Below are 25,218 nucleotides of genomic sequence, written 5' to 3' on the forward strand. Positions count from 1 at the left end.
ACCTGATCGGAAAAATCTATGCATCAAAACAATCCGTTACTGGACCTGACCAAACGGCTTTGTTCATATCAATGCGGTCATTACCGCTAAAGGGCACACCTTCATTTTCAAGCAGTTCTTTTTGAATGTCTGATCCCCCAAATACATGGTCTGCTGCTAGCGTACCATCTCGACGCACGACCCGGTGAGCTGGAATACGAGCACCGTGAGGCGTTCTTTGCAGTGCCCAGCCAACCGCCCGAGCACCTCTCGGGTTGCCGAGCCACCGTGCAATGAGACCGTACGTCGCAACAGAACCTGGCGGAATTTGTTTTGTGAGCACATATACTTCTTCGTAAAAGTTACTCATGAGCATCCCCTCTCGTTCCGACATCGGAACCATACTGCCCCCTGTCGACCAGACGAGGTGTGTAGTCTGTTTCCACGCCGTTTCAGTGAAATTCATTTCTATGTAACGTTTACCTGCTTCGGTATGTTCGAGTAAGTCTCGTCCTGCCAATCCAATCGCCGCTGAAGGCTCGAGGTAGATGTTTTGCTTAGAAAACATCTTTTTTTGGAGTTGAATCAACGTTTCATCACGCACCGTCATACACCCGCTCAAAAAAGGTTCGATTCGTTGACCGACAAACCGAGATGGCGTAGCCACAGCTAAACCGTCGGCAATCGTTTGATTTGTAAGGCCCGTATTATAAACTGAAGCGCTGTCATGAAGGCCCGTAACAAGTCCGAGTAACATCGATGGAGATGCGGTTGGTTCCATCATGAAGCCGTGCACATGCTCACCAAATTGCTGTTTTAAGCCGTAAAGAACCCCACCAGGCCACCACCTACCCCACAAGGCAAATACACAATGAGCGGATGGTTCGCATCGACACGGATGTTTTGTTCTTTCATTTGTCTCTTAACGAGAATTCCTGCCGTGCTATATCCCGTAAACAAAGTCTCTGACAACTCATCGTCAATAAAATGCCACTTCTCTTGTTTTGCCGCTTCATTTCGACCTGCTTTAACTGCAGAGCTGTAGTCTTGTTCGTGTTCTGTAACAATCGCACCGACGTCTCTAAGTTTACGTTTCTTCCAATCGCTTGCTTCTTTTGACATGTGTACTTCAACCGTGTAGCCAAAGGCCCGTCCAACGGTTCCGATGCTTAAGCCTAGATTGCCAGTAGAGCCAACGACAAATCCATAGGATGAAAAGATTCGCTTCGCTTCTGGGCGAGCGAGTTTCTCATAGTCGTCGTTTACAGAGTGCAACAGCTTGTGTTTGAAAGCAATCTGTTCGGTCACGTACAGAACTTCATAAATCCCCCCTCGCGCTTTTATCGAACCCGAGATCGGTAACAGGTCGTCCCGTTTCATCCACAGGTCTGTACCGAATTGATTATCGACAGGATGAATGATTGAATCTAATCCATCAATCTCTACACTTACATCTGTAAACAATAGAGACAGCACCGGTAAAAATCGTTGAATGCGCAAGAACGCGTCTTCTGTGGTTTGTTGATCGGCTAAAAATGAGTGATCTGTCGGTTCGTAATTAGGATTTGTCCATAGATTGGCTCGTTCCTCTACAACCCAATCTAACCCTTGTTGTTGCATCCACTCTTTCAGTTGCATGAGAATTCCTCCTATTTGATGGATTATTGGCATGTTTGTCCACCCGAAACGATATGTTAATACACAGGCAATCTTTTCGCCGACTACTTTTGATTGAAAGGGCGTTTCGGATGTATGTGACAAGAAAACAAAGTCCGATCTCGAAACTGATCTATCGTTGTTTCATGGTGTCTACCGGCGCCGCCTTAACCGCGGTTGCGATTCAACTTTTTCTTATACCTAATATGGTCATTGACGGAGGCGTCATTGGGTCTCTTTAATTTTAAATCAAATCACCGGTTTAGGCTTTGGGTTATTAGTTCTCATTATCAATTTACCGTTTTTATTTTTCGGATTAAAGCAAATCGGTCCACATTTTTTTCTTACATCGTTGTTTGCCATTGTCGTGCTTGCCATTTTAGAGCAGCAATTGGCTCATATGGATTCGTTTATTCATGAACCACTCGTATCAACACTTTTCGGTGGGTTTATTCTAGGTGCCGGTATCGGCATTGTCATTCGCCACGGCGGGGCGTTAGACGGTACTGAGATTATCGGGATTCTTCTTACGAGAAACCTGCCCTTTTCTGTCGGTGAATTTATTATGTTTGTGAATATCTTTATCTTTGCATGGGCAGGGTTTGTGTTCGGTTGGGAGCAAGCGATGCTCTCAATTATTACGTATTTTGTTGCCTCAAAAACGATCGATGCCGTTTTGCAAGGAATTGACGAAACGAAAGCCGTCATGATCGTGTCCAACAAGCATAAGCGGCTCAGTTCCGAGATTGTTCACCGTCTCGGCCGCTCATTAACTGTCATGACCGGGCACGGGGCTTTCACTCATCGGGATAAGGAAGTGCTCTATATTGTTGTTACACGACTTGAAGTGCTTAAACTGAAATCCATTGTTTTTGACATTGACAAAGAAGCTTTTATTACCGTCATGGAGCTCAAGAAGTTCATGGCGGGAAATTTAAAAACAAGTTCCACAATTAAAAACAATTGTTGTGCTACACTAAAAGAAGAGTATACGGAAAGGAGGCGTTTACATGCCTCAAGAAAACGCCCACCACTTTGAACCTAAAGACATCACAACACAAGACATGTACAAACTGATGACCGGATCGGTCGTCCCCCGGCCAATTGCTTGGGTTTCGTCGCAACACGAGGACGGCACACGCAATATTGCTCCGTTTAGTTTCTTTACCGTTGCGTCAAGGCAACCACCTACGTTGCTTATTTCAATTGGTCCAGGAACTCAAAATCGCGAAGGCACCGTAAAAGATACGTTAGAAAACATTCGCTCAGTGAACGAATTTGTCATCAATATCGTGCCTTTTCATCATGCCGATGAGATGTATACAACGTCCTTACCCTATGACCAAGAAGTAGACGAGTTTGCTAAAAGCGGCCTCACTGCTGCACGATCGAAACTCGTTTCCCCACCTTCGATTTTAGAAGCACCAGTCGCGTTCGAATGCACGTGCACTCAGATTATCCCTGTCGGCACAGATCACGTCATTCTCGGTGAAGTGATCCATACGAGCATCGATACCGCTGTTTATAAAGGGAACTACAAAATCAATTACGATCACTTTGAACCCATTGCGCGAATGCTGGTGACTATCGCAGATTAGAGCCTACATCTTTTACACTACCACTTCATCCTAATAAGTGAAGGCAAAAAGGCGGAATGTAACATGCAGTTTGTATTTGATTTGGACGGCACCCTCATTTTTGGAGGCAAAAAAATGTCAGAAAACATTACGAACACGTTGCTCGGTTTGCAAACGGCTGGTCATACGGTCACATTTGCATCGGCGAGGAGCATCCGGGACTTGCTACCCGTCCTTGATCAAAGGCTGGTAGACGCACGGCTAATTAGTGCAAATGGGGCTGTAATCTGGGAGGAGCGTCAGCTACGACGTTTTGTCGGCATTGACACTGATACATTCGCAAGAATGCAAAGTTTACTGCACTCCATCGGCGCCACGTATCTCGTGGAAGCAAGTACGGACTACGCCGTTGTTGGAAATGACGCCGAACGATATCTTCCTAGCTACGTGCATCTGGCAGAAGCATCGGCTAAAAATGTGGACGAGCTCCCGTTTATCGGAAAAATACTCGTCCTAGGTTGCCAAGATCCGACCCCACTGCTTGAAGCGATCCCAACGATGAATGTCACACGGCATCGCCATCAAGGGGAAGCTCGGTTTGATTTGACCGCAAAAAACGTGAGCAAACACCAAGCTTTTCAAAGTGTTTGCGTAGAGGAGTTCGTCGTTTTCGGCAATGATTTGAATGATATCCCGCTGTTTATTCAAGCTAACCATAGTGTCATCGTCGGTGACTTTCCTCCCGTACATATACATGCAAATGAACAAGTTCCAATTACAAGTCGCACAGAAGCTGCACTCGTTGAAACCATACAAAAACTTGCTGAAAAATACGGCACATAAAAAGCAACAGCTACGAGGTGGCTGTTGCTTTTTATCGTTTATACGCGCTTTGCTTTTCCTTTTTTAATAACGATACGACGAAACGGAAATTCTTCCTCTTTATTAGGAATTGGGAAGCGATTAAATTCCGCTACAATCGTTCGTTCATACTCAGCAATGACCTTCATCGTCTCGCCTTCATATGTGACCGTCTCTCCAATAGTAAACAAGCGTTCTTTCTCTTCCATTTCATTCACCATACCTTCTACGATAAAATCGCTTCAAGCCATTTTATCATATCAGGAACCATCTGACGAATTTACAACTTCTCAAAACCTCTTTCGTAGTACTCATTTATCTGTTGAATAACAGATGGTTCTTCTCGGCCTGCTCCGCTCAACTTTTCCGTTGATTCTCTCGTTTTTCCGTTCATTGCCATCCTCTCCCTCTCCTTTGTGTTGTAATAGTGTATGCTCATTGTATCTTTTTGTTATAATACAGTCAACAATTATTTTAATTTTTATATAACACAATACCGCAAACCCGCATGGTTAATACTCTTTATACACAAAAATACGCATATCCACAGGTGATATGCGTATTTTTGTTATAGACTTTATAACTCATTTTTTAGTTTTGTTGTTACAACACAGAAGGGCGTATGTGTAATTGCTCGTCCATCACAGAAACAAGCTGCGAAACGTCAGGCTTCTGAACTTGTTGAGTGACGCCAACTTGCTCATTTCGCTCTCGTACATTTTCACTTACCATCGCTGAAAATAAAAGAATCGGTAAGTCTTGATGCACAGAATTCCTTCTTAATTCATTCGTTAACTGGTGACCTGTTATTCCCGGCATTTCCAAGTCTGTAACGAGTAGCCCGCAATTGGAGTGGTCGCCCTCCAAAAGATAGGTCAACGCATCTTGACCGTTTTTAAATGTCGTCACATTTGTATACCCAGAAGCGCGTAAGAAGTCCTCAATCGACCTTAGCATCATCACAGAGTCTTCTATGAGTACGATGTGTTGATTGCTTCGTTCTTCAACGTACATTACCTTCTCAGTCAATCCTGTATCCAGCCGTTCATCATGAATTTCCATAATAATCTTCTCATAATCGAGAAATTGTACGGTTTCATTATCCATCTTCACATAGCCTGTCGCTAGATACTCTAACCCTGCAGAAAGCTCATCGGTATTGTGTACTAACGCCCAATTGATGTTATAAATGCCTACAACACCATCCACCGCAAGTACCATCGCCTGTCCGTTCACTTCCACGACCATCATCTTCTCATCACCAGTTGATAACGAGTCTTCTAACGCCAACACACGATGAAGTTCAATGACAGGCACTGCCTCATCGCGAAACTGTACCGTACCTGACACGTAACGATGCCGGTTTGGGGTTGCTGTTATCGATCCTCGGTGAATCACTTCTTTCACTTTTAATATATTTATTGCAAAAGATATGTCACCTACACGATAGACGATAATCTCAAATTCGTTTAAGTCTTCATTCACATATTCGGTTTCAAAGAATGAGCTACTTCCCATGATCGTCACCCTCTCTATCTTTATTATCGGACGCCCATTGCCTTCATTTAACAAGAAAGTCCATGAATATTTGAAAACACTTGATTGCGGGTAGCCATTCACCAATCGCAATCGCCAATAACACCCAACTTTTAGTAACTAACCGATGAATTTGTCAAAAGTTACGCAAAAAACACCGCAAGCGAAAGCTTGCGGTGTTACGTCTCGACAAATTCTATCGATTAATCTTCACGTAAGTCTTCAATAGAATCAATGTTCATATATGAAGGGACGGTAAGTCCTAGAGCGGCTTCACCGTCTACGTTTGGCCCAAGGTCTACGAATTGATCTTCCATTTGTGCATAATATTCTTCATGCGTGTACGGTAACCAAGCCGCAACCATACCGTCAGCATCGCCATTGGCAATAGCTGTGAACATAATGTTTGCTTCCATTGAGCTCATGTTTACTTCATAACCAATGCTCTCTAGTACAAGAGCAACAACGTTTGTTGAAGCAATCTCAGTTTCCCAAGGAACGTATGCAAGGTCAATTGACTCGCCGTCAACTTCGCCAGCATCCGCTGTCCACTCAGAAACAACGTCTTCGTTCGCGTCGATCCAGTTTTGTGCCGCTTCTTCTTCAGCAACGCCTTCGCTAATTTCAAGCATCACTTCATCCATATCAGCCGCTGTCCACGCAAAGTTATCAAGAACCGCAAAGCCTTCTGGCTGATCTTCCTCTAGACCTTCACGTACGATCGTGTGGATGCTTTCTGCTTCACCGAAAGACAACTCTGGGTCATCAAGAATCTTCAGGTCCATCGCTTCAAACTTCCAGTGAGGCGTCCAACCTGTCACAAGAATCGGCTCTTCATTCTCATATGCGTTTGCCAACTCTTGTGTCATCGCTGCGGATGAACTCGTTTGCACACTCCATCCTTCTAAGTCGTAATCTTCAATCGCTTGCTCTGCAGCAGCTACTACACCAGCACCTGGGTCAATGCCGACGATCGTATAGTTAACCTCTTCACCATAGTTCGCTGTTTCACCGTTATCATCGGTGTCGTCCTCGTCGTCTGCTTCCTCACCCGTGCCATTATCGTCTGTTGAATCTACACCGTTGTCATCGCCATCATCTGTGCCGCAACCTGCAGCTACAAGTGTGAAAGACAAAGCAGATGCAAGACCGATTCTCTGCCAGTTCTTTTTCATAAAAAACTTCACTCCTTAAGTAATTTGTTTTGTATAGTATTGACCCCCCTGCGCGCTGCCAGCGGCAGGGAAGAATTCGTGCTAGGATCTTCGTTTTCGTAAACCAAAACCTGCGGTAAGTCGGTCTAAGATTATCGCGACAACGACAATGGCAAGTCCGGCTTCAAAACCACTACCGACATCATTTCGACCTACAGCCCGGTACACGATATCACCCAAACCGTCAGCACCGATCATCGATGCGATAACGACCATGGAAAGGGAAAGCATAATCGTTTGGTTCACACCCGCCATAATTGTCGTTCTTGCCATCGGCAACTGAACTTTAAATAGTTTCTGTGCACCTGTAGACCCGAACGCATCTGCCGCTTCAATCGCTTCAGAAGACACTTCGCGAATTCCGAGGTTCGTAAGGCGAATGGTCGGTGGCATCCCGAAGATCACTGACGCAATAACTCCTGGCTCCATACCAATTCCAAAGAAAGCAACTGCAGGAATTAAGTATACAAATGCTGGCATCGTCTGCATAAAGTCAAGGATCGGCTTGACAATCGCTTCGACGGTGTCATTCTTTGCCATCCAAATTCCGACAGGAACACCAATCACAACAGAAAGAATCGTCGCTGCCAAAATGAGTGACAGCATCGTAATCATGTCTTCCCAGAATCCTAAGTTAATAATTAACATGAGACCGAAGAAGACAAAGGCGGTAAGGCCAATTTTCCTTCCGGCAAAAAAGTACGTTACAGCAGCGATAATTGCTACAAATAATAGTGCCGGGATCGCTTCCATGGCTGTGGTCAGCCCTAATAGGATATAGTAAATGACCGTTTCGATACTTTCAAAGATGAAATCCGCATTCGTCATCCAATCAACAACATCACGCGTCCATTCATCGAGAGGAATTCTAGGTATCGCATCACTCATCCAGATTCACCTCTTTTCCAGAAAGCGCTGCAAGAATTGAACTTCTAATAATAATGCCTCGAAGCTTCCATCATCCACAACCGCAATTGGATATTTAGTTTCTGACGTTAAATCAATGACATCATTGACAGGCATGTCCATCTCGATCACTTTTAGTGCGTTCGTTTGAATAGCCTCTGTCAAATCGTCTTTTCCTTCGTCCACAAGCTTGCGAACGTCTGCCGCATCAACAATACCGATGAGTTCACGGTTTCGTTTCACTGCGAAAATGCTTGAAATACCCGTCTCACGCATCCGTTTCAACGCAACACGAGGACCTTCCCGCTCTGGTTGTACCGTTTCTGGGCGCATCATGACGTTGGATGCAGTATACACCTTTGATCGATCAACGTCCTCGACAAATTTCTCTACGTATTCATCGGCAGGATTCGTTAGAATCTCCTCAGGCGTGCCGATTTGTACAATGGCGCCATCTTTCATAATTGTAATCCGGTCGCCAATGCGAAGCGCTTCGTCTAAGTCATGCGTAATAAAGATAATCGTCTTCTTCATCGTTTCTTGAAGATCGAGCAATTCGTCTTGCATGTCTTTACGAATTAACGGGTCTAACGCTGAGAAGGCTTCATCCATTAACAATACGTCGGAATCATTCGCAAATGCCCGCGCCAGTCCAACACGCTGTTGCATCCCTCCGGAAAGCTCATCTGGATACTTATCTTCGTAGCCTTCCAAGCCTACGAGCTTTAACGATTCCATCGCTTTCTTGTAACGATCGTCTTTACTAACCCCTTGAACTTCCAATCCGTATTCAACATTGCTAACAATGGTACGAAACGGAAATAAACCAAACTTCTGAAAAACCATACTCATATCTTTACGTCTTATGTCACGTAATGTTTTCTGGTCCACTTTCGCCAGATCTTTGTCGTTTAAGTATACAGAGCCTTCTGTCGGTTCAATCAGTCGGTTAAGTATCGTACGAGTGTCGATTTTCCACTTCCCGATAACCCCATAATGACAAAAATTTCTCCGTCTTCAACTGCAAATGAAGCTTTGTTCACACCGACAGTTAATCCTGTTTTTTCGAGGATCTCTGATTTGGACTTTGATTCATTTAATAACGGAATCGCCCGCGCCGGTTTCTTACCGAATACTTTCGTCAAATTCTCTACTTTAATTTTCGACAATGCATCCACCCCTCTATTTGATCATGTTTAAGCATTCACGCACATTTATCATCATTGATCAATGGTCTATGCTTTTTGCACCATACTTTCAAAACTATACGCCGTTTTTGGATCGTGTACAAACTCATTCTATCGTATATATTGCCCATAATCTAAGATCCTTACAATTCCAAGGGCTTTACTACATGGTTTTCGAATGTATTCGCTTGAATGCTCATGTTTTGATGCATTATCGCGATTGCCAATTGTCAAAAACGTGCGCAAGCTTTAACAACTACTATATTCCCACAACTTTTAAGACGTAAACCTCATATTTTGTAAAAAAATATCGAAACGTAAGGCTTTGTGCCTGAATCGATTCAACTAAAAAACAATCAGCAATACAAAAAAGCCATAGACAACGTCTTCCGAAAGGAAATCTGTTTGCCTATGGCTTATATGACACTTTAACTTTTCGGTCTTTAAATATGAACCGTAACGTCACCTTGTTCTTCTAGTTCTGGAACAAGTGTTTCAAATACATATTCCGTTTGCTTGTCTTGCTCGAGCATCATGCGGAGGTCCTCTTCAACTTCACTGAATTCTGGTACTTCCTGAGGTCCCATGCCCATCATTTCTTCTTCTTCTGATACATCTTCATCTGATTCTTCAAATTGCGCATTCATTTCTTCAATCATGCGTACTTCTTCTTCATACGCTTCTTCCACTTCTTCATCAGTCACTTCGAAATCTGTTTGTGAATTTACGTAAAGTTCAACAGCCACTTGTGGAGCGAGCATTTCACGAAATTCATCGGCACTTACACCTTGCTGTTCTTCCACCATGTCGTAATACTCTTCAACGTCCATGCCTTCTACATCGAGCTGCTCTTGTTCAATGATGTATTCGTCAATCTCTTCTTCTGATGGTTCATAGCCTTGCTCTCTAGCTTCTTGTTCGAGCAGTTCTTGACCAACAAGCCCATCAACAATCATCTCGGTAATTTCTGGGTCAAGGCCGTCTTCACTCTCACCCATACCACTCATCATTGCAATCATCGTATATTGTTCTTCAAATAGATCTCTACTAATATCGGTGCCATTCACTTCAGCAATGGTATCCGGTAGTTCACTAAAATCCATTTCAGGATGACCCTGTTCTGGTGACGCTTGTTCTTGTTCTTCTTGTGATTGTTCACCTTCACTATCATCGCCACATGCTGCGAGACCAAACGTTAAAAGAGCAGCAGCGCCTACGGTGACTATTCGTTTATTCAATGCCAAGAACCCCTTTCTTCATTGCGGTTGATGGCATTGTAACATAGCTGATTATCAAAAAGACAATCTGTGTGGAGATTTTGTATTTCTTCGATAGATGTGTCAGTTTGTTGACAGAAGTTTCCTTCTTCCTTTTGGACATGATCATTATAAAAGCGCCGGTAGTTTTCACCTGCCACACGTTTTACGTCTGTGTCAGAATAGTGCTTGAGCATCTCTTCGATCAATTGTGGAAATTGGCCCGAATCTTCAAGCCCAGAAACGGCAGTCGTGATGCCATCAAAGTCTGACCCAAATCCGACGTGTTCAATCCCAATTCTACCAGCAATATCATCAATGTGTTCGAAAAGATCTTTATACGTAGCTTTCTTTGTGCCATTAATGAACTTCGGAAAGAAGGTCATACCAACGAGGCTGTTTTTCTGTTTTATCGCTTGCAATTGTTCGGAAGTTAGATTCCTTGGATGTTCATGAATATTGCGACTGTTTGCGTGACTTACAAAAAATGAGCCACTCCGCTCCACCGTTTCAAAGTAACTGGCTTCGTTTAAATGAGCTCCGTCTAAAATCATGCCTTCTTTCGCTAGAAAATCGACGACGTTCCGACCACGGTTCGTTAGCCCTGACCCTCTTGTTTCCATACAACCCGATGCTAGGTGATTGGATTCGTTCCAAGTGAGTCCGACACTTTCTACCCCTAACCGTTTTAACAAACGCCACCTCATCCAATCATCTGAAACAAAATCAGCCCCTTCTAAAGCGAGTATCGCTCGTGTTTTATTTTCTGTAGCTACAATCGGTGTACACGGCCTCCAAGCAATCTGCCCGTTTGTTACGACGGATTGGTGAAACAGATCAATTTGCCGAAGGATAATATCAAATTGGTCCCCGCGCGTTTCGTATACAGGTGGGAACACTGCAAACACTTGCATGTTCACTCCACCTTGAGCAAGAGTTTGCTCACTAACAACAGTCGTTTGTTCAAACGTATTATTTGGTGATTCCCACATCCGAAGCAGGGCATCACAATGGCCATCTGCAATAAACATATCCTCACTCTTTTCTAATAATTGATTTATGAATTCTACTCAACTTGGTCATTCACAAAACGGGCTTCACTCGCATAAAAAATAGCAAACACGATGGAAAAGGGGATTTTCATGTATAGAAGAACACAATTCCCACCGCCGCCTGGTCCCGGACCGAAAAATCACCACCCGTATATGTATCCTCCAAGACCTTATCCACCTTCAGTTCCGAATCAACCACCTGTCGCAAACTTCACGCAACAAGCAAATGCAATGGTTTATTCGCCACAAGTTCAAAAGCCTAAAGGTGCATATGTCAAAAACATTATGAACGGATTCACTGACCAAAATGGACAAATCGATGTACAAAAAACGATGGCGACCGTTGATACCGCTATGAAAACGTACCAGCAAGTATCACCGATGATTAAACAAATTACAAGCTTATTTACAACCGTTCGCTCTTAAACAAAAAATAGACCCGTATGCAGTAGCCATGCATACGGGATGTATTAATGATTATAAAGCGGCAACGGCCGATGATAAATCTTCACATGTAGTGGAAAGGTCCCCATATGCCGGGCATCCATTAGTGCTTCATACATCTTCTTCCCTCTCGGAGCATTGGCAGAATGAACGGTTATGCGATCTGCATAGATACGATGCTCAATCATGTACTCAACGACTGCATAGCCATTGGATTGATCACTCCCCATATCGTGATCCAGAGACAGGTGGGAAAGTGTCGATTCATTGGACAGAATGTAAATGCATTCTTCTGCTGTCCTCACGAGACGGTGGTCTGTTGGGGAATCGCGAACATCATCCATAAATACTTTTGACAAGTCACTACACATCCTCATTTTGTGACGTTTGGCATTCAGCGATATCTCCTCAACTTAAGAATAGCATACGTGCTTTGTTAAAGCAAACTGTATTGTTCGTATTTTCTGAATCATATACATCGAAATCCTTACTTGTGTATCTATACACTTAAATAAGGATGCTCATACAAAAACGAAAAACCAATATCCATAAATACATACAATTGTTCATTCATTGGGTAAGAAAATGTACGAATGTGATCGGTTGTCGTCAAGTCTTTATATAAGTCTGAAAGTACACCTTTTCCAGACACATTCATTCGCACAATGTTTTCTAAAAAGTACGGTCGCCAGCTCCAATTTTGCCAACGGTTCGTTTCATCATATTCCCATACACCTGCTGATGTACGAACCATGTTAGCCGTCTGTTGTTCACCTTGGTCATTGACGATATACACGCGAAAACAAACATCGTCCATACGTTTACCAATTTCATATGCAAACGCATCAAGAGCCTCAATGCTTTGACTCGAAACGATCTTCTCCATTCTTTTTCCAAGGTCACTCGTAAACGTGAGCAAGGAGCGAATTCTTTCTTGCTCATACGTTAAAAACCTTTGAAACTCTTTTTGCAACCGCGCCTTGCTGCCCACATCGTGGACAACATCTCTTTTCGTCGTTGACAAAAAGTCTCCTTGGATGTATCTTGCACCTGACTGCCACGCATCTTTTAGCTGTTGAAAGTTCCCGATGCCACGAAATAATAAAGAAGCACCAATCTTTCCTGCAGCGACAGAGTAAGAGTGAAACAGCTCACGATGAAGATCCACAAGGTCGGTTTGAAACGACTGCATATCCATTTCAACGACGTCTGGTTTAATGTGTGATAAATCCCTTAACGTAAGCTGTTGGTATGCTAAACTTTTCATCGCTACTTTTAATCCGCTTCTTTGTAAATAGTACGTAAAGTGCTTAATCTCTTCCCATCCGCTGAAGTCGTCCGTACAAACGACACCTAAAATGGCCGGCACTCCCGTGTTCTTAAATTCTTCTAGAAGGTTGTCTGCTTCGCTTCCTGTGTATAGCGATGCGTTGATGCTTATATATAAAAATACGTTTTCGTCTTGCATGATCTGAAACGCGGCCGTTCTCGTCTGCATGTCAACTTGACGCCGATACTCTTCAGGCACTTGATTGTCGTAAATGAACGCCGACAAATGATGTTCAACGCCTTCTGAATCGAGAAAGTGTGACGTCACTTCAAATCCGGCGATTTCATGATTACCTGCATGATACATCGGCTGAAACTTCGGATAGATATTCGTCAAATTGTCCATAACTTCCAGCGCATCCATCCTATTCACTCCTCTCCTTGCCAGCCGAAAAGCGAATGATCTCCTCCCCAACTTCTAAAGGGATTTCTTCTGGAAGTAGATGACCAACTTTCGGAAACACTTTCAATTTTGCACGGTGCAGTTCTTTTTCTAAATACCTGCCGACGCCTACAGGTACAATGCGATCATTTTCTCCCCATAAAAGCAGCACAGGTTTAGTAATTTTATGCAATTCTTCCCGACTTAAATCCCTTCTCGCTGGCGAATGAACTTACTAAGCGCACGGTACATCAAATTCTCTTGGAGCGGCAAACTGTACGCGTCTATTTGCTCTGTCGTCACTTTCTTATTGTCATGAATGACCTGCTTTAACACGTGACTCACATCACGATCTCTTACATATCTTGCAAGCCAAACGTCGAAGAAAGGAAGTCGACTTGCCCATCGAAGACGCTTGGAGCTTTTTTGCATATCTCCAGAACTCGCAAGCAGTACAACACGGTGGACACATCGGTTTGACCTTGCGAGGCGTAGTGCAATTTGACCACCCATCGAATGGCCGACAGGCACAATGTCGGTAAAGTGTTCCTCTCGTCGGTCTATCATATCTTGAACGGTTTTTGTGAACTGTTCATAAGAGAACTCATACTTCACATCTTTTTTACTCCTTCCAAATCCTGGAAGGTCAAGCGTTAGCACATGGGCATGGTTTACGAGACTTGGAATTAATGATTGAAAGCTAAAAGACCAGCTCATAAATCCGTGAATAAGTACAAATAACTTCTCTGAATCCCCCGCTTCGCACGGATAAAACTTGGCATTCACATCCTCTTCACTTAGCACGTAACGGTTACCTTCGTTCATAAGGCGTCTCTTGATACACGTAATAGTTTAGCCAGTTTGAAAATAATAAATGAGAATGCGCTCGCCATAAAAGCGGGGGCAAGCTTTGTGTATTATCTTCTGGGAAATAATCATCAGGAATTTGTGTATCCATTCCTCGTTGTCGGTCTCGTAAATATTCTTCTTTCAACGTATCTGCATCGTATTCTCCGTGTCCGGTCACAAACACTTGACTGCCATCGTGATTCGTTATGAGATACACACCCGCTCGCTCGGACTCAGCTAATATCTTTAACTCCGCATGAGACTCGATGTCTTCTTTATCGGTCGTCGTGTAACGAGAGTGAGGAACATAAAATGAATCATCAAACCCGCGCAAAAGCGGGTTATTTTTCTCTTTAATCGTATGTTTGAACACACCAAACTGCTTTGTCGGAAGCGCCTGTTTATCAATACCATAGTGATGGTACATCGCCGCTTGTGCACCCCAACAAATGTGAAGCGTACTCGTCACATGTGTCTTACTCCAATCTAGCATTTCCCGCAGTTCGTCCCAATAAGTTACCTTTTCAAAAGGAAGTTTCTCGATCGGTGCTCCGGTAATAATCATCCCATCAAAATTATAATCTTTCACGTCAGCAAATGATTTATAGAACGACGACAGATGTTCTGTTGACGTATTTTTGGATTGATGTGATGCAGGGTGCAAAAACGTAATCTCTACTTGCAAAGGTGTATTTCCGAGCAAACGTAATAATTGCGTTTCTGTCGTTTCTTTGACAGGCATTAGATTTAGGATGACGATGTGCAGCGGTCGAATATCTTGTGCATAAGCGCGCTCGTCTTTCATGACAAATATATTCTCTTGCTGCAAGATTTCTGATGCGGGCAATTGATTTGGAATCTTTATTGGCATGATTGAACCTCTCTTATCATAATCTCTACTCTGCTGCGGTATTTACGTCCCACGCTCCATACTCTCCCGTTGCATGGTGAGAGTAAATCCACTCAAATTGTGAATCAATGTTTGGAACTTCGTACGAAAGCGTCCCTCTTCGTTGTCCACCCGGTCGAATTTGCCCCCCCATCAACCGTTGGTCACCAAACGAAGAATCATGTCGATATTCATACCCCTCTTCATCGACAATGCTCGTATTAAGCGGCGCAAACTGCGCACTCGACTCTGTTTGATTGACGACCATCACATCTACGATTACGTAGGACGTCTCTTCATTCGATTCTGCGTATGCATCTACGACCGAAATGTCCAAATTTCCGATACGTGCGGATTCACTATCCGTTAAAAGATCGTCACTCGCACTCGTTAAGTTGTCTGACTGACCTCTGCCTTCAAATGCCATCCCAGCCATAAACCCAAGAACCAATACGAGACCCATTAGTGTCCAATACTTCCATCCCATTAAAGCCTCTCCTATCAATCGTCACATCCGACTTAACGTTTCCACCAATCGTCTTGAGGCGTCACCGGTCCGACTCGTTTATGTTCCGTCTTGTTGTATCCGGTAATGATCTTGTCTTCAACCTCTTTATCGAGTGGTTTCCCTTCAAGAAAATCGTCAATTTGCTCATACGTAAGTCCGAGTGCCTCTTCATCTGACAACCCTGGACGATCATCTTCCAAATCAGCCGTAGGTACTTTCAAATACGTTTCTTCGGGCGCATCTAAATATTTCAGTATCTCTTTTCCTTGTCGCTTCGTGAGCCCAAACAGTGGCGTAAGGTCACAAGCACCGTCTCCAAACTTCGTAAAGAAGCCAGTTACTGCTTCTGCCGCATGGTCTGTGCCGATCACAAGCAATCCTTTTGATGCAGCGAAATCGTAATGAACTTTCATTCGCTCTCTCGCCTTCGTATTGCCTTTAACAAAATCAGATAGCTTTTCCCCTGCAGCATCTTCGTAGGCTTTCACAGCAGCATCTACCGCTGGTTTAATATTCACAGTGAGAACGTGATCAGGTTCAATAAATTCAAGTGCACGTTTCGCGTCATCCTCATCCTTTTGCTCACCGTATGGTAAACGAAGAGCCAAAAATTGATACCGGTCATCATTCTCTTCGTTACGTAGTTCTGCGACAGCTGATTGCGCCATTTTCCCTAGAAGCGTCGAATCTTGACCACCAGAAATCCCAAGAACAAACCCGTTTGTTCCGGTATTCTTTATGTATGCCTTCATAAACTCTTTTCTCTTCTTAAATGCATGTTCCGGCTCAATAAATGGGTTCACTTCCAAAGCTTCGATAATCTCTTCTCGATTCATCTTCATTCCTCCCAATGGTTTTATAAATCGTTCGTATTGGTCGAGTTTCCCTTCTTGAATCAAAACCTTTTGTTGGTATGTTCCAAACAAATCGAAGTGTGACAACGACCCTCTCTCATGAATCCATTCTTTACTAAGACCGTAGCGTTTCCCCCATTGTAGCAATTTTTCTAGATCTGCACAGGCGACTTTTGTTACAGTATCACAATCTGGAAAACGATCATCTAACCAAAAATGCGTGAGAATGCTAATTTCACCAGCTCTCGCCCGCGCTTTCCATTGCTCCATCTCTCGTTTTGATACGCCAAACGCCATTACAACTTGTCCCGCTTCGATTGAACTTCGTTTTCATATACACGATGCCACTCCGGTGCAACTTTCTTCATGGATACCGGTCGGAATCGGTCGGCTGTCACAACGACGTGTGTCGTCGTTCCTTCAACACAAACTTGTCCTTTGTCATTCGTAATTGTGTACGCATAAGTTGCTCGAATCCCCGTATAATCGGAAAGCCAAGTCGCAATATGAGCCGTCTCAGGATACCGTAGCGCTTGTTTATATTGGAGATTTACTTCTGTTACAGGCGCAAGCAAACCGTCCTGTTCCATTTGTGTGTAAGAAAAGCCAAGTTTTTCAATGAAGTCTGTGCGACCGATTTCACACCAAATAAGATATTGAGAATGATGAATCACACCCATTTGATCCGTTTCTGCATAACGTGTTTGAATGATCGTGTTGCTCGTTGTCATATGAATAACTCCCTTATTGAACGTTCTCTTCACTTAAGCATAGTAAATAACCCTCAAGCAATCAAGCACTACGATTGAAAAGCTTGCAAACAATAGAAATTGCTCGGTTTTCTCTGAACGCGACATCTCGCTCGTAAAAAACGGACATCCCTATGATTGGGGATGTCCGTTTTTTGCAAATCTTATTTCCGCTTTGCATCCATCTTTTCATCAATTTTTGCAAGTGCTTCGCGATCATTCATAATTTGTTCGCGATTCGTGCGCAACAATTCTGCAAACCTTACTTTTTTCATTCTTTTCATCGTTGATCACCTCTACTGTACATTATGGGAAGACGTTGTCGAAATTATTCATCATGTGCAAATTGATGCACTAATACGGTACGTGAAATTTATTTTGATGCAAAATAAAGATCCCTCTGCTTATTGCACAGAGGGATCGCAAATGACGGCTTATTTGTTTGCCGCTTCTTTCAGTTTGTTACGAAGAACCATCGGCAAGATTCCGCCGTGACGATAGTAATCAATCTCTACTTCAGAATCAAAGCGCACCGTCGCGTCAAATGATGTCTTCTTGCCATTCTCATCCGTCGCTGTTACTTGAATCGTGTCTCTTGGTGTAACGGCGTCGGTAATGTTAATATCAAACGTTTCTTTCCCTGTAAGACCAAGAGAATCTGCACCTTCACCTTTTTTGAATTGTAGTGGGAGTACACCCATCAATGCAAGGTTACTTCGGTGAATACGCTCAAAGCTCTGGGCAATAACCATCTTGATGCCAAGAAGATTCGTTCCTTTTGCTGCCCAGTCACGTGAACTTCCCATTCCGTAATCTTCTCCAGCCATTACAACGAGTCCTGTATCTTCTTCTTTATACTTCATCGCTGCATCATAGATCGGCATGACTTCATCTGTTGGCCAATAGGTTGTGAAGCCACCTTCAGTACCTGGTGCCAATTGGTTTTTGATTCGGATGTTTGCGAACGTACCGCGCATCATAACTTCATGATTCCCGCGTCTAGAGCCGTACGAGTTAAACTGCGCAGGCTTAAGACCTTTGGACATGAGGTACTCACCCGCCGGGCTATTTTTCGCAATTGAACCTGCAGGAGAAATGTGGTCTGTCGTAACAGAATCACCAAACTTCCCGATGGCTCTCAAGCTATTTAAAGATGTAATGCTTTTTGGATCTTTCGACATATCTTCAAAGAACGGTGGGTTTTGGATGTACGTAGACTCCTCATCCCAGTTATAAAGTTCTGCGTTGTCCTTAGACTGAAGCGCATTCCAACGCTCATTGTTATCGAAAACATCCGCATACTCATCTTTAAACAGTTGTGGTGACACGTTGTCGCGGATAAATGACTCGATCTCCGCAGAAGATGGCCACAAGTCTTTAAAGTAAACGTCTGTTCCGTTTGCATCTTTACCAAATGAATCATTACGCAAGTCGAAGTTCACATTGCCCGCAAGTGCATAAGCAACGACAAGTGGCGGTGATGCCAAGTAGTTTGCACGCACGAGTGGGTGAATACGACCTTCAAAGTTACGGTTACCACTGAGTACAGAAGAAACGAGCATATCATTGTCGGCGATTGCTTTTTCAATCTCGTCAGGAAGTGGACCACTGTTACCGATACACGTTGTACAACCGTAACCAACAAGGTTAAACCCAAGTTTATTCAAGTAAGGCATAAGCAGAGTCTTCAAGGTAACGCGTAACCACTTTTGAACCTGGTGCGAGTGAAGTTTTTACATACTCTGGCACATCAAGTCCTTTTTCAACGGCTTTCTTGGCAACCAAACCTGCACCAATCATAACCGATGGGTTCGACGTGTTCGTACAGCTTGTGATGGCAGCAATCGTAACAGCACCTGTATCAAGCTTTGATGTTTTGCCGTTCGGATGCTCGACATCTACAGAGCGCTCGAGCTCAGATTCTTCAAGACCAAATCCGTGGTTCCCTGCTGGAGCCGTTACCGCTTTTTTGAATGATTTTTGCATGTCGTCAAGCTCAATGAGATCTTGAGGACGTTTTGGACCTGAAAGTGCTGGATCGACGTTGCTCATGTCCAATTTAACGACTTCAGAGTACGTTGGCTCTGGTGCATCTTCAGTAAAGTAAAGACCGTTCGCTTCGCTATATGCCTTTACAATTGCGATTTGTTCTTCACTACGTCCAGTCAAACGCATGTAGTTAAGCGCTTCCTCGTCAACAGGGAAGAAACCACACGTTGCACCGTATTCAGGAGCCATGTTTGAAATCGTCGCACGATCAGCAAGGCTCATACCGCTAAGGCCCGGTCCGAAGAATTCGACGAACTTGCCGACAACATTTTTGGATCGTAGAAGTTGAGTCACTTTGAGTGCCAAGTCTGTTGCTGTTGCACCGTCTGGAAGCTTTCCTTCCAAGCGTACACCGACAACTTCAGGCGCTGGGAAATAAGAAGGTTGCTGGAGCATACCTGCTTCGGCTTCAATACCACCAACACCCCAACCAAGTACACCAATTCCGTTAATCATCGTTGTATGAGAATCGGTACCGACTAGCGTATCAGGGAAAGCAATCTTCTCACCTTCATCGTTCTTTCCAACGTGAACAACATTAGCAAGATATTCGAGGTTCACTTGGTGAACAATACCCGTTGCTGGAGGTACCGCACTGTAGTTTTCAAATGCTTTTGTTGCCCAGCTGAGCAATTTGTAGCGCTCTTCGTTACGCTCAAACTCTAAGTTCATGTTGCGCATAAGTGCGTCACTTGTACCAAACTGGTCGACTTGAACCGAGTGGTCAACAACGAGGTCGGCTGGAATTGCTGGATCGATCGAAGAAGGGTCTCCCCCAAAATCAGCAATCGCTTTACGAAGTGAGGCAAGGTCAACAACCGCTGGTACACCTGTAAAGTCTTGAAGGATGACACGCGATGGTTTAAAAGGAACGTCTTCAGTTCCGCCACCTTTTGTGCCCCATTTTGCGAGACTTTCCACATGTTCCTTTTTGATGACTTTACCATCTTGCTGTCTTAATAAAGATTCCAATAATACTTTAATTGAATATGGTAGTTTAGTAACATCCGCGACATTGCTTAACGACTGTAAGTCATAATAAACATAAGATTCGCCGTTAACGTCGAATGTTTTTTTGGCTTGATAGAGATCATTTGTTTCACTCATCAAATCCCTCCCTTTACTCCTATCATATAATACCGTAACCAATTTGTCGAAGTATAATCTCTTAAAATCACAAACCTTGTTCATCGAATTTCTTATATGCTAATATAAGAATTGATTATAATACCGAGGTGAACCGAGTGGCTGAAAATCTATTCATGTGGTTTATCGTATTTTGGACCGTCTTTATGGTTGTTTTTATGTTTATCGGTGGTTTCTTTATGTTCCGTAAGTTTCTCAAACGGTTGCCAAAAGAAGATGGACGCTCCATATTAGACTGGCAAGACCATTACCTTGAGCGAACGAGACACTTGTGGACGAAACAGCAAAGTGACTTGCTAGAAGAGCTCATATCTCCTGTTCCAGAGCTATTTCGTGATGTGGCAAGAGACAAGATCGCTGGTAAAATTGGCGAACTTGCGATCGAGCAAAAAGCAGATCATATTACTGAGGATCTTTTGATTCGCGGTTATATTCTTGCGACACCAAAAAGGGACCATAAATTCCTTCGCAGAAAACTGGACGAGAAAAATATGAGTTACGAAAAATACGAACACTTATTATCATAAAACAACCTCTCACGCTCGTTCGTGAGAGGTTGTTTCGTTATGTTCGTTCACTTTTCATCGGAAATTGGAACGCGGAGTTGGATAACGTCCGTCTTTCAAATTTCTTAAACGATACGAGCATCGCAATCCTCCATGGTAAAATCATTCCAAATGCAAGCAAGAAAAACATGCCCGCTAATTGAGGAAGGTGCACTTGTTCTCCTAAAATCATCTTTACGATCACTCTCGCAATGAGTAAACCTACGAGTAAGTAAATAAACAATTTGGATCGTTTCATATAAATATCTCCATCTTTTAGATGGAAATGTGACGTCCGAATCAAAAAATACGAACAAACGATCCCGGTAAGTAACGGCGCCATAATTTGCAATGTTTCTAAGCGTGCAGGTTCGTAGATGAACATTAAAAAACCAGTGCTCATCATAATTGGCGGAATGATAATCTTTTTAACGCTAGCTGGCTTTTTGATCGCTTTCAGTCTTACGAAGATGATGAAAGAGCTCATAAATACCGCGCCAATCGTCGTAAGGAGCAATAAAGTTGACTCGCTCATATAGCGTTCTCCTCCTGCTGTCTAGATTGAACGTTATGTATAGGGTACACGATTCTACAATTCTCATTCATACAGATAAAACACCTCGGTGTCGAGGTGTTCACTTTTTGGTGTCTTGCTGCTTTTGCATCGCCTTCATCATCTGATTAATCTTCTTTTGAGAAGGGTTTTGCCCCATTTGCATCATCATGACACGAAGCATTTGTTCATTAATTGGTGGATTCTTTTTCATATAATTCATCATCGTTTTTCTAGCGATGAAAAATCCTAGTGCAACACCTGCTAACATCGCAGCAATTGCAATTAGTACAACCCAGATAGTGCTCACGATCGTTTCCTCCTAATCTTTACACTCGCAGTTCCTTATTACAGCACGTCCCATTATACCGTAACTGAACCTGCATGAAAAGACCATTACACATTCTCAAGCAAAAGCGATTTAAATTTTATCGGTTTTAACCAGCCATACTTTTGCCGATGAATGTCACAGGCGAAAAAATAAGGGTCATACGTTTGCAATTGATCAAACCACGGCCACTCATCACCCATGTTTCCATCACTCCATATTTGCATGCGCTCATCGTTCATTGCCACTTTAACCCCGTCTTCACCTTCCATGAATAGTAGCTCTCGTTCTTTTGGTGTTGTCGCAATACGGTCAAGGGAAAATTGTTCACAAATATCATGAACAGGTAACGGCCGGCAAATGTATGCTATTTGTTTTTTTACGATGTGATACAGAGGTTTTACCGTTTCATATTCTTCGAACAGCTGAAACAATTTCGCTTCAGCGCGTATAAATCGTTTCGCGACGTCAGGTTGCAACAAATAAATATCATAGCGATGCATGTTTCGACCTCCTTTAGCTTGTCCTTATCATACCAAGAGACTAAAGAGAATCTTGTCAATATTTGCACAGTACATTCGACAAAATGATTCATCCGCTGCACACTTTCGCCTCCTTTAACATGTGCGGTAAAAAAACCACCCTAGCTGAAAGGGCGGTTCTTTATCACTTCACATTTACTTAATCAAACGATTTACGTGGGTAATCACATTTTCTACATTAAAGCCGTACTCGTCCATCACGACATCTCCAGGTGCAGATGCTCCGAACGTATCAATCCCGATGTTCGCTCCGGAACGCCCTGTGTAACGTTGCCATCCATAAGTTGTTCCTGCTTCAATTGAAAGGACTGGAATGTTCGCAGGCAGCACGTCTTCTTGATACGCACGATCGGTTTGTTCAAACAACTCTTGACTTGGCATACTTACGACGCGTACGTGCGTCCCTTGTGCTTTCAATTGTTTCTGTGCGTCCATCGCAAGTGACACTTCAGAGCCCGTCGCAAGAAGAGTAGCTACCGCTCCCTCCGCTTCAGCGAGTACGTACGCCCCTTTCTTCACTTGCTCGTATGCGTCATCTGCAGAAATAAGTGTTGGCAATCCTTGTCGGGTCAACACAAGGGCAGTTGGTGTCCCTTTAGACTCAAGGGCGATTCGCCATGCTGCTGCAGTTTCATTGCCATCTGCTGGGCGAAGAACATTCAAGTTTGGAATCATTCGCAGCGATGAGGTTTGCTCGACAGGTTCATGAGTTGGTCCGTCTTCCCCGACAGCAACGCTGTCATGGGTAAAGACAAACGTCGAAGGCACGTTCATTAATGCCGACAAACGAATGGCCGGACGCATATAGTCTGAGAACACGAGGAACGTCGCTCCGTATGGATGTAATCCACCGTGAAGAGCGATACCGTTCACTGCTGCAGCTGTTGCAAATTCTCGAACACCAAACCATACGTTTCTCCCTGTTCGATTTTCTTTCGTAAAGTCGTCATGATCGTTCATCATCGTATTGTTAGAAGAAGCAAGATCAGCTGAACCACCAAACAACGCATCCGTTTGTTTTGATATTGCACTAATCATTTCACCAGAAGCTTTTCGTGTAGCCAACTTATCTTTTCCTACTTCATAAGCAGGAAGATCTAGAAGCGCTTCTTTATTAAACCATTCTCTGGCAAACGCACCTCGAAGTTCTTCTGCTTTTTTCGGTTCATCTTGTTCGTATGCGGCCAATGTATTTTCCCAATCGCTAAACTGCTTTTTATTGTTTTCTTTTAAAGAAGCAAAGAATGAAGCCACTTCCTCAGGCACATGGAACTCATCGTGCTCCCATTTATAGCTTTCTTTCACGAGTACAGTCTCGTCTGCTCCGAGAGCTTTCCCGTGAGCTTCATTCGTACCTGCTCTGTTCGGGGACCCAAAACCGATGACTGTCTTAATTTCAATCAAGCTTGACGCGGATCCGCTTTTGCATCTGCAATTGCCCGGTCAATGGCATCAACATCACTTCCATCTTCTACAAGAATCGTGTGCCAGCCGTATGCATCGTAACGTGCCATTACATCCTCAGAAAACGAGCGATTCAAATCTCCATCTAAAGAGATGTCATTTGAATCATACAAAACAACAAGCTTCCCAAGTCCGAGATGACCCGCAAGGATGCGGATTCTGAAGCGACCCCTTCCATCACATCTCCGTCACCACAAAGAGCGTACGTGTAATGGTCAAACAGCTCATGTTTGGATGTATTGTATACTGCGCTCAGGTGGGATTCAGCCATTGCCATACCTACAGCCATTGCAAGGCCTTGACCGAGAGGTCCTGTTGTTGCATCCACACCTGGAGTATGTCCGTATTCAGGGTGACCTGGCGTTTTACTTCCCCATTGGCGGAAGTTCTTCAGTTCATCCATGCTCAAGTCATATCCACTAAGATGAAGCAGGCTATATAAAAGCATTGATCCGTGTCCGGCTGAAAGTACGAAACGGTCACGATCCCACCAGTTTGGGTTATCTGGTTCGTGCTTTAAATGTCTTGTCCACAATGCAAACGCCATCGGTGCTGCACCCATCGGAAGCCCCGGGTGACCGGAATTGGCTCGATTAATGCTATCAATGGATAACGTACGAATCGTATTAATTGCTTTTTCTTCTACTGTATTCAACACTCGTTCATCCTCTCCATCATTCCTATTAAACCTACTCTTGTCCATGATATACGGTTTTATTCATCAAAACAACCTTTAGAGCGGTTTGTTCATGACATTGAAAAAACCTGGATGCACCGTCCAGGTTGATGGGTTAAGCTATTCATTCTGTTAATAGGAACGCCTTCGTTTCTTTAATGAATGAGGAGTCACATCGCTTCCATTCTCATCAACCACTTTAACGGCTTGTAATTGCTTCTTAAAAGATGTTCTTAGACTACTCAAGTACTCATCTCTAAGCGAATGCTGTTCGAACTCTTCGTCATGAGTTAACCCCATCGTCCTTGCCCGCTTGGCAAGTTCGTTCATACGGTCGATTTTCTTACTAGAGTTCATCACGGATCCTCCTTTCGTTATTTATCATCGTTCTCACACATTAGTATGTATATTCCCGAACAGCAAAAGAAATAAACCTAACATTTATAATTTAAAGAATTTAACCGGTTCGTCATTGTTTTCAGACCTCACGTAAAACGATGGCCAAAGTTATTAGTTTTACTTATATGAAAGAAATGCTGGATTTAAAACGACGGGTTCACTCGCCGCTAATGACGTTTGGGCTACAAACAACATGACAGCGACCGCAAAACCAAACAGAAGAATAATGAGCCACTCTTCTACCGTTTTCCTCTTTATAAGTGCTTTTGATAACTTGACCATCTGATC

The 25,218-nt window shown here is 43.5% G+C and carries 27 protein-coding genes and 4 pseudogenes; 5 read left to right on the top strand and 26 right to left on the bottom strand.

The features are described 5' to 3' along the window. Positions 1-16 precede the first annotated feature (16 nt). Both JCM19037_RS21725 and JCM19037_RS00525 read right to left on the bottom strand, forming a co-directional pair. On the bottom strand, positions 17-838 hold the full coding sequence (locus JCM19037_RS21725; protein WP_081828951.1) for a methylated-DNA--[protein]-cysteine S-methyltransferase: 822 nt from the start codon (positions 836-838) through the stop codon (positions 17-19). After that, a complete protein-coding gene (locus tag JCM19037_RS00525) occupies positions 796-1,617 on the bottom strand; it encodes a D-serine ammonia-lyase (RefSeq protein ID WP_052363395.1) in 822 nt (273 codons plus the stop codon). The genes JCM19037_RS21725 and JCM19037_RS00525 overlap by 43 nt, the downstream gene beginning before the upstream one ends. 110 nt (positions 1,618-1,727) lie before the next feature. Between JCM19037_RS00525 and JCM19037_RS00530 the strand changes: the two are divergent. The 3 genes and pseudogenes from JCM19037_RS00530 to JCM19037_RS00540 all read left to right on the top strand — a co-directional run bounded on the left by JCM19037_RS00530 (position 1,728) and on the right by JCM19037_RS00540 (position 4,055). Continuing rightward, positions 1,728-2,592 (top strand): annotated as a pseudogene (locus JCM19037_RS00530) (YitT family protein). Positions 2,593-2,645: 53 nt separating this feature from the next. Beyond that, entirely contained in the window at positions 2,646-3,233 is a 588-nt protein-coding gene (locus JCM19037_RS00535; protein ID WP_042396709.1) for a flavin reductase family protein, read from the top strand. 63 nt (positions 3,234-3,296) lie between these two features. Continuing rightward, positions 3,297-4,055 carry an HAD-IIB family hydrolase gene (locus JCM19037_RS00540; RefSeq protein ID WP_042396713.1) on the top strand — a complete coding sequence of 253 codons (759 nt, stop codon included), beginning with the start codon at positions 3,297-3,299 and terminating at the stop codon, positions 4,053-4,055. Positions 4,056-4,093: 38 nt separating this feature from the next. Here JCM19037_RS00540 and JCM19037_RS00545 read toward each other — a convergent pair whose 3' ends face one another. The 7 genes and pseudogenes from JCM19037_RS00545 to JCM19037_RS00575 all read right to left on the bottom strand — a co-directional run bounded on the left by JCM19037_RS00545 (position 4,094) and on the right by JCM19037_RS00575 (position 11,203). Then, positions 4,094-4,294, bottom strand: coding sequence for a hypothetical protein (locus JCM19037_RS00545; protein WP_152548877.1), 201 nt, complete (start codon positions 4,292-4,294; stop codon positions 4,094-4,096). A 382-nt stretch (positions 4,295-4,676) separates the two neighbouring features. After that, positions 4,677-5,591, bottom strand: coding sequence for a chemotaxis protein CheV (locus tag JCM19037_RS00550; protein ID WP_042396718.1), 915 nt, complete (start codon positions 5,589-5,591; stop codon positions 4,677-4,679). A gap of 221 nt (positions 5,592-5,812) precedes the next feature. Further along, a complete protein-coding gene (locus tag JCM19037_RS00555) occupies positions 5,813-6,784 on the bottom strand; it encodes a glycine betaine ABC transporter substrate-binding protein (RefSeq protein WP_042396723.1) in 972 nt (323 codons plus the stop codon). Between the two features lie 81 nt (positions 6,785-6,865). Then, positions 6,866-7,711: a proline/glycine betaine ABC transporter permease gene (locus JCM19037_RS00560; protein ID WP_042396726.1), complete on the bottom strand. Its 846-nt coding sequence runs from the start codon at positions 7,709-7,711 to the stop codon at positions 6,866-6,868. Continuing rightward, positions 7,704-8,898 (bottom strand): annotated as a pseudogene (locus JCM19037_RS00565) (glycine betaine/L-proline ABC transporter ATP-binding protein). The gene JCM19037_RS00560 and the pseudogene JCM19037_RS00565 overlap by 8 nt, the downstream one beginning before the upstream one ends. A 461-nt stretch (positions 8,899-9,359) precedes the next feature. Continuing rightward, positions 9,360-10,154 (bottom strand): SurA N-terminal domain-containing protein, encoded by a 795-nt coding sequence (locus JCM19037_RS00570; RefSeq protein ID WP_042396728.1) that lies wholly within the window; start codon positions 10,152-10,154, stop codon positions 9,360-9,362. After that, positions 10,151-11,203: a dipeptidase gene (locus JCM19037_RS00575; RefSeq protein WP_042396732.1), complete on the bottom strand. Its 1,053-nt coding sequence runs from the start codon at positions 11,201-11,203 to the stop codon at positions 10,151-10,153. The genes JCM19037_RS00570 and JCM19037_RS00575 overlap by 4 nt, the downstream gene beginning before the upstream one ends. A 111-nt stretch (positions 11,204-11,314) precedes the next feature. Between JCM19037_RS00575 and JCM19037_RS00580 the strand changes: the two genes are divergently transcribed. Next, positions 11,315-11,650, top strand: a complete 336-nt coding sequence (locus JCM19037_RS00580) for a YppG family protein (RefSeq protein ID WP_042396736.1) — start codon at positions 11,315-11,317, stop codon at positions 11,648-11,650. A gap of 44 nt (positions 11,651-11,694) precedes the next feature. Here JCM19037_RS00580 and JCM19037_RS00585 read toward each other — a convergent pair whose 3' ends face one another. The 10 genes and pseudogenes from JCM19037_RS00585 to acnA form a co-directional block, all read right to left on the bottom strand. Next, positions 11,695-12,027, bottom strand: a complete 333-nt coding sequence (locus JCM19037_RS00585; RefSeq protein WP_238544466.1) for a cyclic-phosphate processing receiver domain-containing protein — start codon at positions 12,025-12,027, stop codon at positions 11,695-11,697. A gap of 140 nt (positions 12,028-12,167) precedes the next feature. After that, positions 12,168-13,361 (bottom strand): EAL-associated domain-containing protein, encoded by a 1,194-nt coding sequence (locus JCM19037_RS00590; RefSeq protein WP_042396740.1) that lies wholly within the window; start codon positions 13,359-13,361, stop codon positions 12,168-12,170. A 1-nt stretch (position 13,362) separates the two neighbouring features. Beyond that, positions 13,363-13,572, bottom strand: a complete 210-nt coding sequence (locus JCM19037_RS21730) for an alpha/beta fold hydrolase (protein ID WP_052363396.1) — start codon at positions 13,570-13,572, stop codon at positions 13,363-13,365. 11 nt (positions 13,573-13,583) lie between these two features. Beyond that, positions 13,584-14,204: an alpha/beta fold hydrolase gene (locus JCM19037_RS00595; protein WP_052363397.1), complete on the bottom strand. Its 621-nt coding sequence runs from the start codon at positions 14,202-14,204 to the stop codon at positions 13,584-13,586. After that, on the bottom strand, positions 14,191-15,099 hold the full coding sequence (metA, locus tag JCM19037_RS00600) for a homoserine O-succinyltransferase (protein ID WP_042396743.1): 909 nt from the start codon (positions 15,097-15,099) through the stop codon (positions 14,191-14,193). Before metA ends, JCM19037_RS00595 begins: the two co-directional genes overlap by 14 nt. A gap of 25 nt (positions 15,100-15,124) precedes the next feature. Further along, positions 15,125-15,604, bottom strand: a complete 480-nt coding sequence (locus JCM19037_RS00605) for a DUF4352 domain-containing protein (protein WP_042396746.1) — start codon at positions 15,602-15,604, stop codon at positions 15,125-15,127. Positions 15,605-15,636: 32 nt separating this feature from the next. Then, positions 15,637-16,776 (bottom strand): ammonia-dependent NAD(+) synthetase, encoded by a 1,140-nt coding sequence (gene nadE, locus JCM19037_RS00610; RefSeq protein ID WP_307189685.1) that lies wholly within the window; start codon positions 16,774-16,776, stop codon positions 15,637-15,639. Next, positions 16,776-17,210 carry a thioesterase family protein gene (locus JCM19037_RS00615; protein ID WP_042396748.1) on the bottom strand — a complete coding sequence of 145 codons (435 nt, stop codon included), beginning with the start codon at positions 17,208-17,210 and terminating at the stop codon, positions 16,776-16,778. Before JCM19037_RS00615 ends, nadE begins: the two co-directional genes overlap by 1 nt. A 182-nt stretch (positions 17,211-17,392) precedes the next feature. Then, on the bottom strand, positions 17,393-17,512 hold the full coding sequence (locus tag JCM19037_RS23850; RefSeq protein WP_081828954.1) for an FbpB family small basic protein: 120 nt from the start codon (positions 17,510-17,512) through the stop codon (positions 17,393-17,395). A gap of 150 nt (positions 17,513-17,662) precedes the next feature. Beyond that, positions 17,663-20,384: pseudogene (gene acnA, locus JCM19037_RS00620) on the bottom strand (aconitate hydratase AcnA). A gap of 137 nt (positions 20,385-20,521) precedes the next feature. On the opposite strand from acnA, the gene JCM19037_RS00625 reads away from it, so the two are divergent. Further along, entirely contained in the window at positions 20,522-20,950 is a 429-nt protein-coding gene (locus tag JCM19037_RS00625) for a DUF2621 family protein (RefSeq protein WP_042396753.1), read from the top strand. A 37-nt stretch (positions 20,951-20,987) separates the two neighbouring features. Here the strand turns inward: JCM19037_RS00625 and JCM19037_RS00630 are convergent, their stop codons facing one another. The 7 genes and pseudogenes from JCM19037_RS00630 to JCM19037_RS25380 all read right to left on the bottom strand — a co-directional run bounded on the left by JCM19037_RS00630 (position 20,988) and on the right by JCM19037_RS25380 (position 25,212). Further along, complete coding sequence (locus tag JCM19037_RS00630; protein WP_042396756.1) at positions 20,988-21,503, bottom strand: CcdC family protein; 516 nt, start codon at positions 21,501-21,503, stop codon at positions 20,988-20,990. Between the two features lie 100 nt (positions 21,504-21,603). After that, positions 21,604-21,831, bottom strand: a complete 228-nt coding sequence (locus JCM19037_RS00635) for a YneF family protein (protein ID WP_081828955.1) — start codon at positions 21,829-21,831, stop codon at positions 21,604-21,606. 86 nt (positions 21,832-21,917) lie between these two features. After that, complete coding sequence (sirA, locus tag JCM19037_RS00640) at positions 21,918-22,352, bottom strand: sporulation inhibitor of replication protein SirA (protein WP_042396757.1); 435 nt, start codon at positions 22,350-22,352, stop codon at positions 21,918-21,920. A gap of 174 nt (positions 22,353-22,526) precedes the next feature. Further along, a complete protein-coding gene (locus tag JCM19037_RS29770) occupies positions 22,527-23,795 on the bottom strand; it encodes a transketolase C-terminal domain-containing protein (protein ID WP_373900103.1) in 1,269 nt (422 codons plus the stop codon). Beyond that, positions 23,792-24,558 (bottom strand): annotated as a pseudogene (locus tag JCM19037_RS29775) (hypothetical protein). The gene JCM19037_RS29770 and the pseudogene JCM19037_RS29775 overlap by 4 nt, the downstream one beginning before the upstream one ends. 105 nt (positions 24,559-24,663) lie before the next feature. Beyond that, on the bottom strand, positions 24,664-24,888 hold the full coding sequence (locus tag JCM19037_RS00650; protein ID WP_042396760.1) for a DUF896 domain-containing protein: 225 nt from the start codon (positions 24,886-24,888) through the stop codon (positions 24,664-24,666). A gap of 159 nt (positions 24,889-25,047) precedes the next feature. Further along, a complete protein-coding gene (locus tag JCM19037_RS25380; RefSeq protein ID WP_193744617.1) occupies positions 25,048-25,212 on the bottom strand; it encodes a hypothetical protein in 165 nt (54 codons plus the stop codon). Positions 25,213-25,218 lie beyond the last annotated feature (6 nt).

Source organism: Geomicrobium sp. JCM 19037 (assembly GCF_000698105.1).
In the GTDB taxonomy this organism is placed as follows: Bacteria; Bacillota; Bacilli; order Bacillales; family Marinococcaceae; genus Geomicrobium_A.

Excerpts from the sequence above, each read along its gene's own strand:
- JCM19037_RS00525 (WP_052363395.1), bottom strand. The coding sequence starts at position 1,617 with ATGCAACTGAAAGAGTGGATGCAACAACAAGGGTTAGATTGGGTTGTA.
- JCM19037_RS00535 (WP_042396709.1), top strand. The coding sequence starts at position 2,646 with ATGCCTCAAGAAAACGCCCACCACTTTGAACCTAAAGACATCACAACA.
- JCM19037_RS00540 (WP_042396713.1), top strand. The coding sequence starts at position 3,297 with ATGCAGTTTGTATTTGATTTGGACGGCACCCTCATTTTTGGAGGCAAA.
- JCM19037_RS00545 (WP_152548877.1), bottom strand. The coding sequence starts at position 4,294 with ATGGTGAATGAAATGGAAGAGAAAGAACGCTTGTTTACTATTGGAGAG.
- JCM19037_RS00550 (WP_042396718.1), bottom strand. The coding sequence starts at position 5,591 with ATGGGAAGTAGCTCATTCTTTGAAACCGAATATGTGAATGAAGACTTA.
- JCM19037_RS00555 (WP_042396723.1), bottom strand. The coding sequence starts at position 6,784 with ATGAAAAAGAACTGGCAGAGAATCGGTCTTGCATCTGCTTTGTCTTTC.
- JCM19037_RS00560 (WP_042396726.1), bottom strand. The coding sequence starts at position 7,711 with ATGAGTGATGCGATACCTAGAATTCCTCTCGATGAATGGACGCGTGAT.
- JCM19037_RS00575 (WP_042396732.1), bottom strand. The coding sequence starts at position 11,203 with ATGTTTATTGCAGATGGCCATTGTGATGCCCTGCTTCGGATGTGGGAA.
- JCM19037_RS00580 (WP_042396736.1), top strand. The coding sequence starts at position 11,315 with ATGTATAGAAGAACACAATTCCCACCGCCGCCTGGTCCCGGACCGAAA.
- JCM19037_RS00590 (WP_042396740.1), bottom strand. The coding sequence starts at position 13,361 with ATGGATGCGCTGGAAGTTATGGACAATTTGACGAATATCTATCCGAAG.
- JCM19037_RS00595 (WP_052363397.1), bottom strand. The coding sequence starts at position 14,204 with ATGAACGAAGGTAACCGTTACGTGCTAAGTGAAGAGGATGTGAATGCC.
- metA (WP_042396743.1), bottom strand. The coding sequence starts at position 15,099 with ATGCCAATAAAGATTCCAAATCAATTGCCCGCATCAGAAATCTTGCAG.
- JCM19037_RS00605 (WP_042396746.1), bottom strand. The coding sequence starts at position 15,604 with ATGGGATGGAAGTATTGGACACTAATGGGTCTCGTATTGGTTCTTGGG.
- nadE (WP_307189685.1), bottom strand. The coding sequence starts at position 16,776 with ATGGCGTTTGGCGTATCAAAACGAGAGATGGAGCAATGGAAAGCGCGG.
- JCM19037_RS00615 (WP_042396748.1), bottom strand. The coding sequence starts at position 17,210 with ATGACAACGAGCAACACGATCATTCAAACACGTTATGCAGAAACGGAT.
- JCM19037_RS23850 (WP_081828954.1), bottom strand. The coding sequence starts at position 17,512 with ATGAAAAGAATGAAAAAAGTAAGGTTTGCAGAATTGTTGCGCACGAAT.
- JCM19037_RS00630 (WP_042396756.1), bottom strand. The coding sequence starts at position 21,503 with ATGAGCGAGTCAACTTTATTGCTCCTTACGACGATTGGCGCGGTATTT.
- sirA (WP_042396757.1), bottom strand. The coding sequence starts at position 22,352 with ATGCATCGCTATGATATTTATTTGTTGCAACCTGACGTCGCGAAACGA.
- JCM19037_RS00650 (WP_042396760.1), bottom strand. The coding sequence starts at position 24,888 with ATGAACTCTAGTAAGAAAATCGACCGTATGAACGAACTTGCCAAGCGG.
- JCM19037_RS25380 (WP_193744617.1), bottom strand. The coding sequence starts at position 25,212 with ATGGTCAAGTTATCAAAAGCACTTATAAAGAGGAAAACGGTAGAAGAG.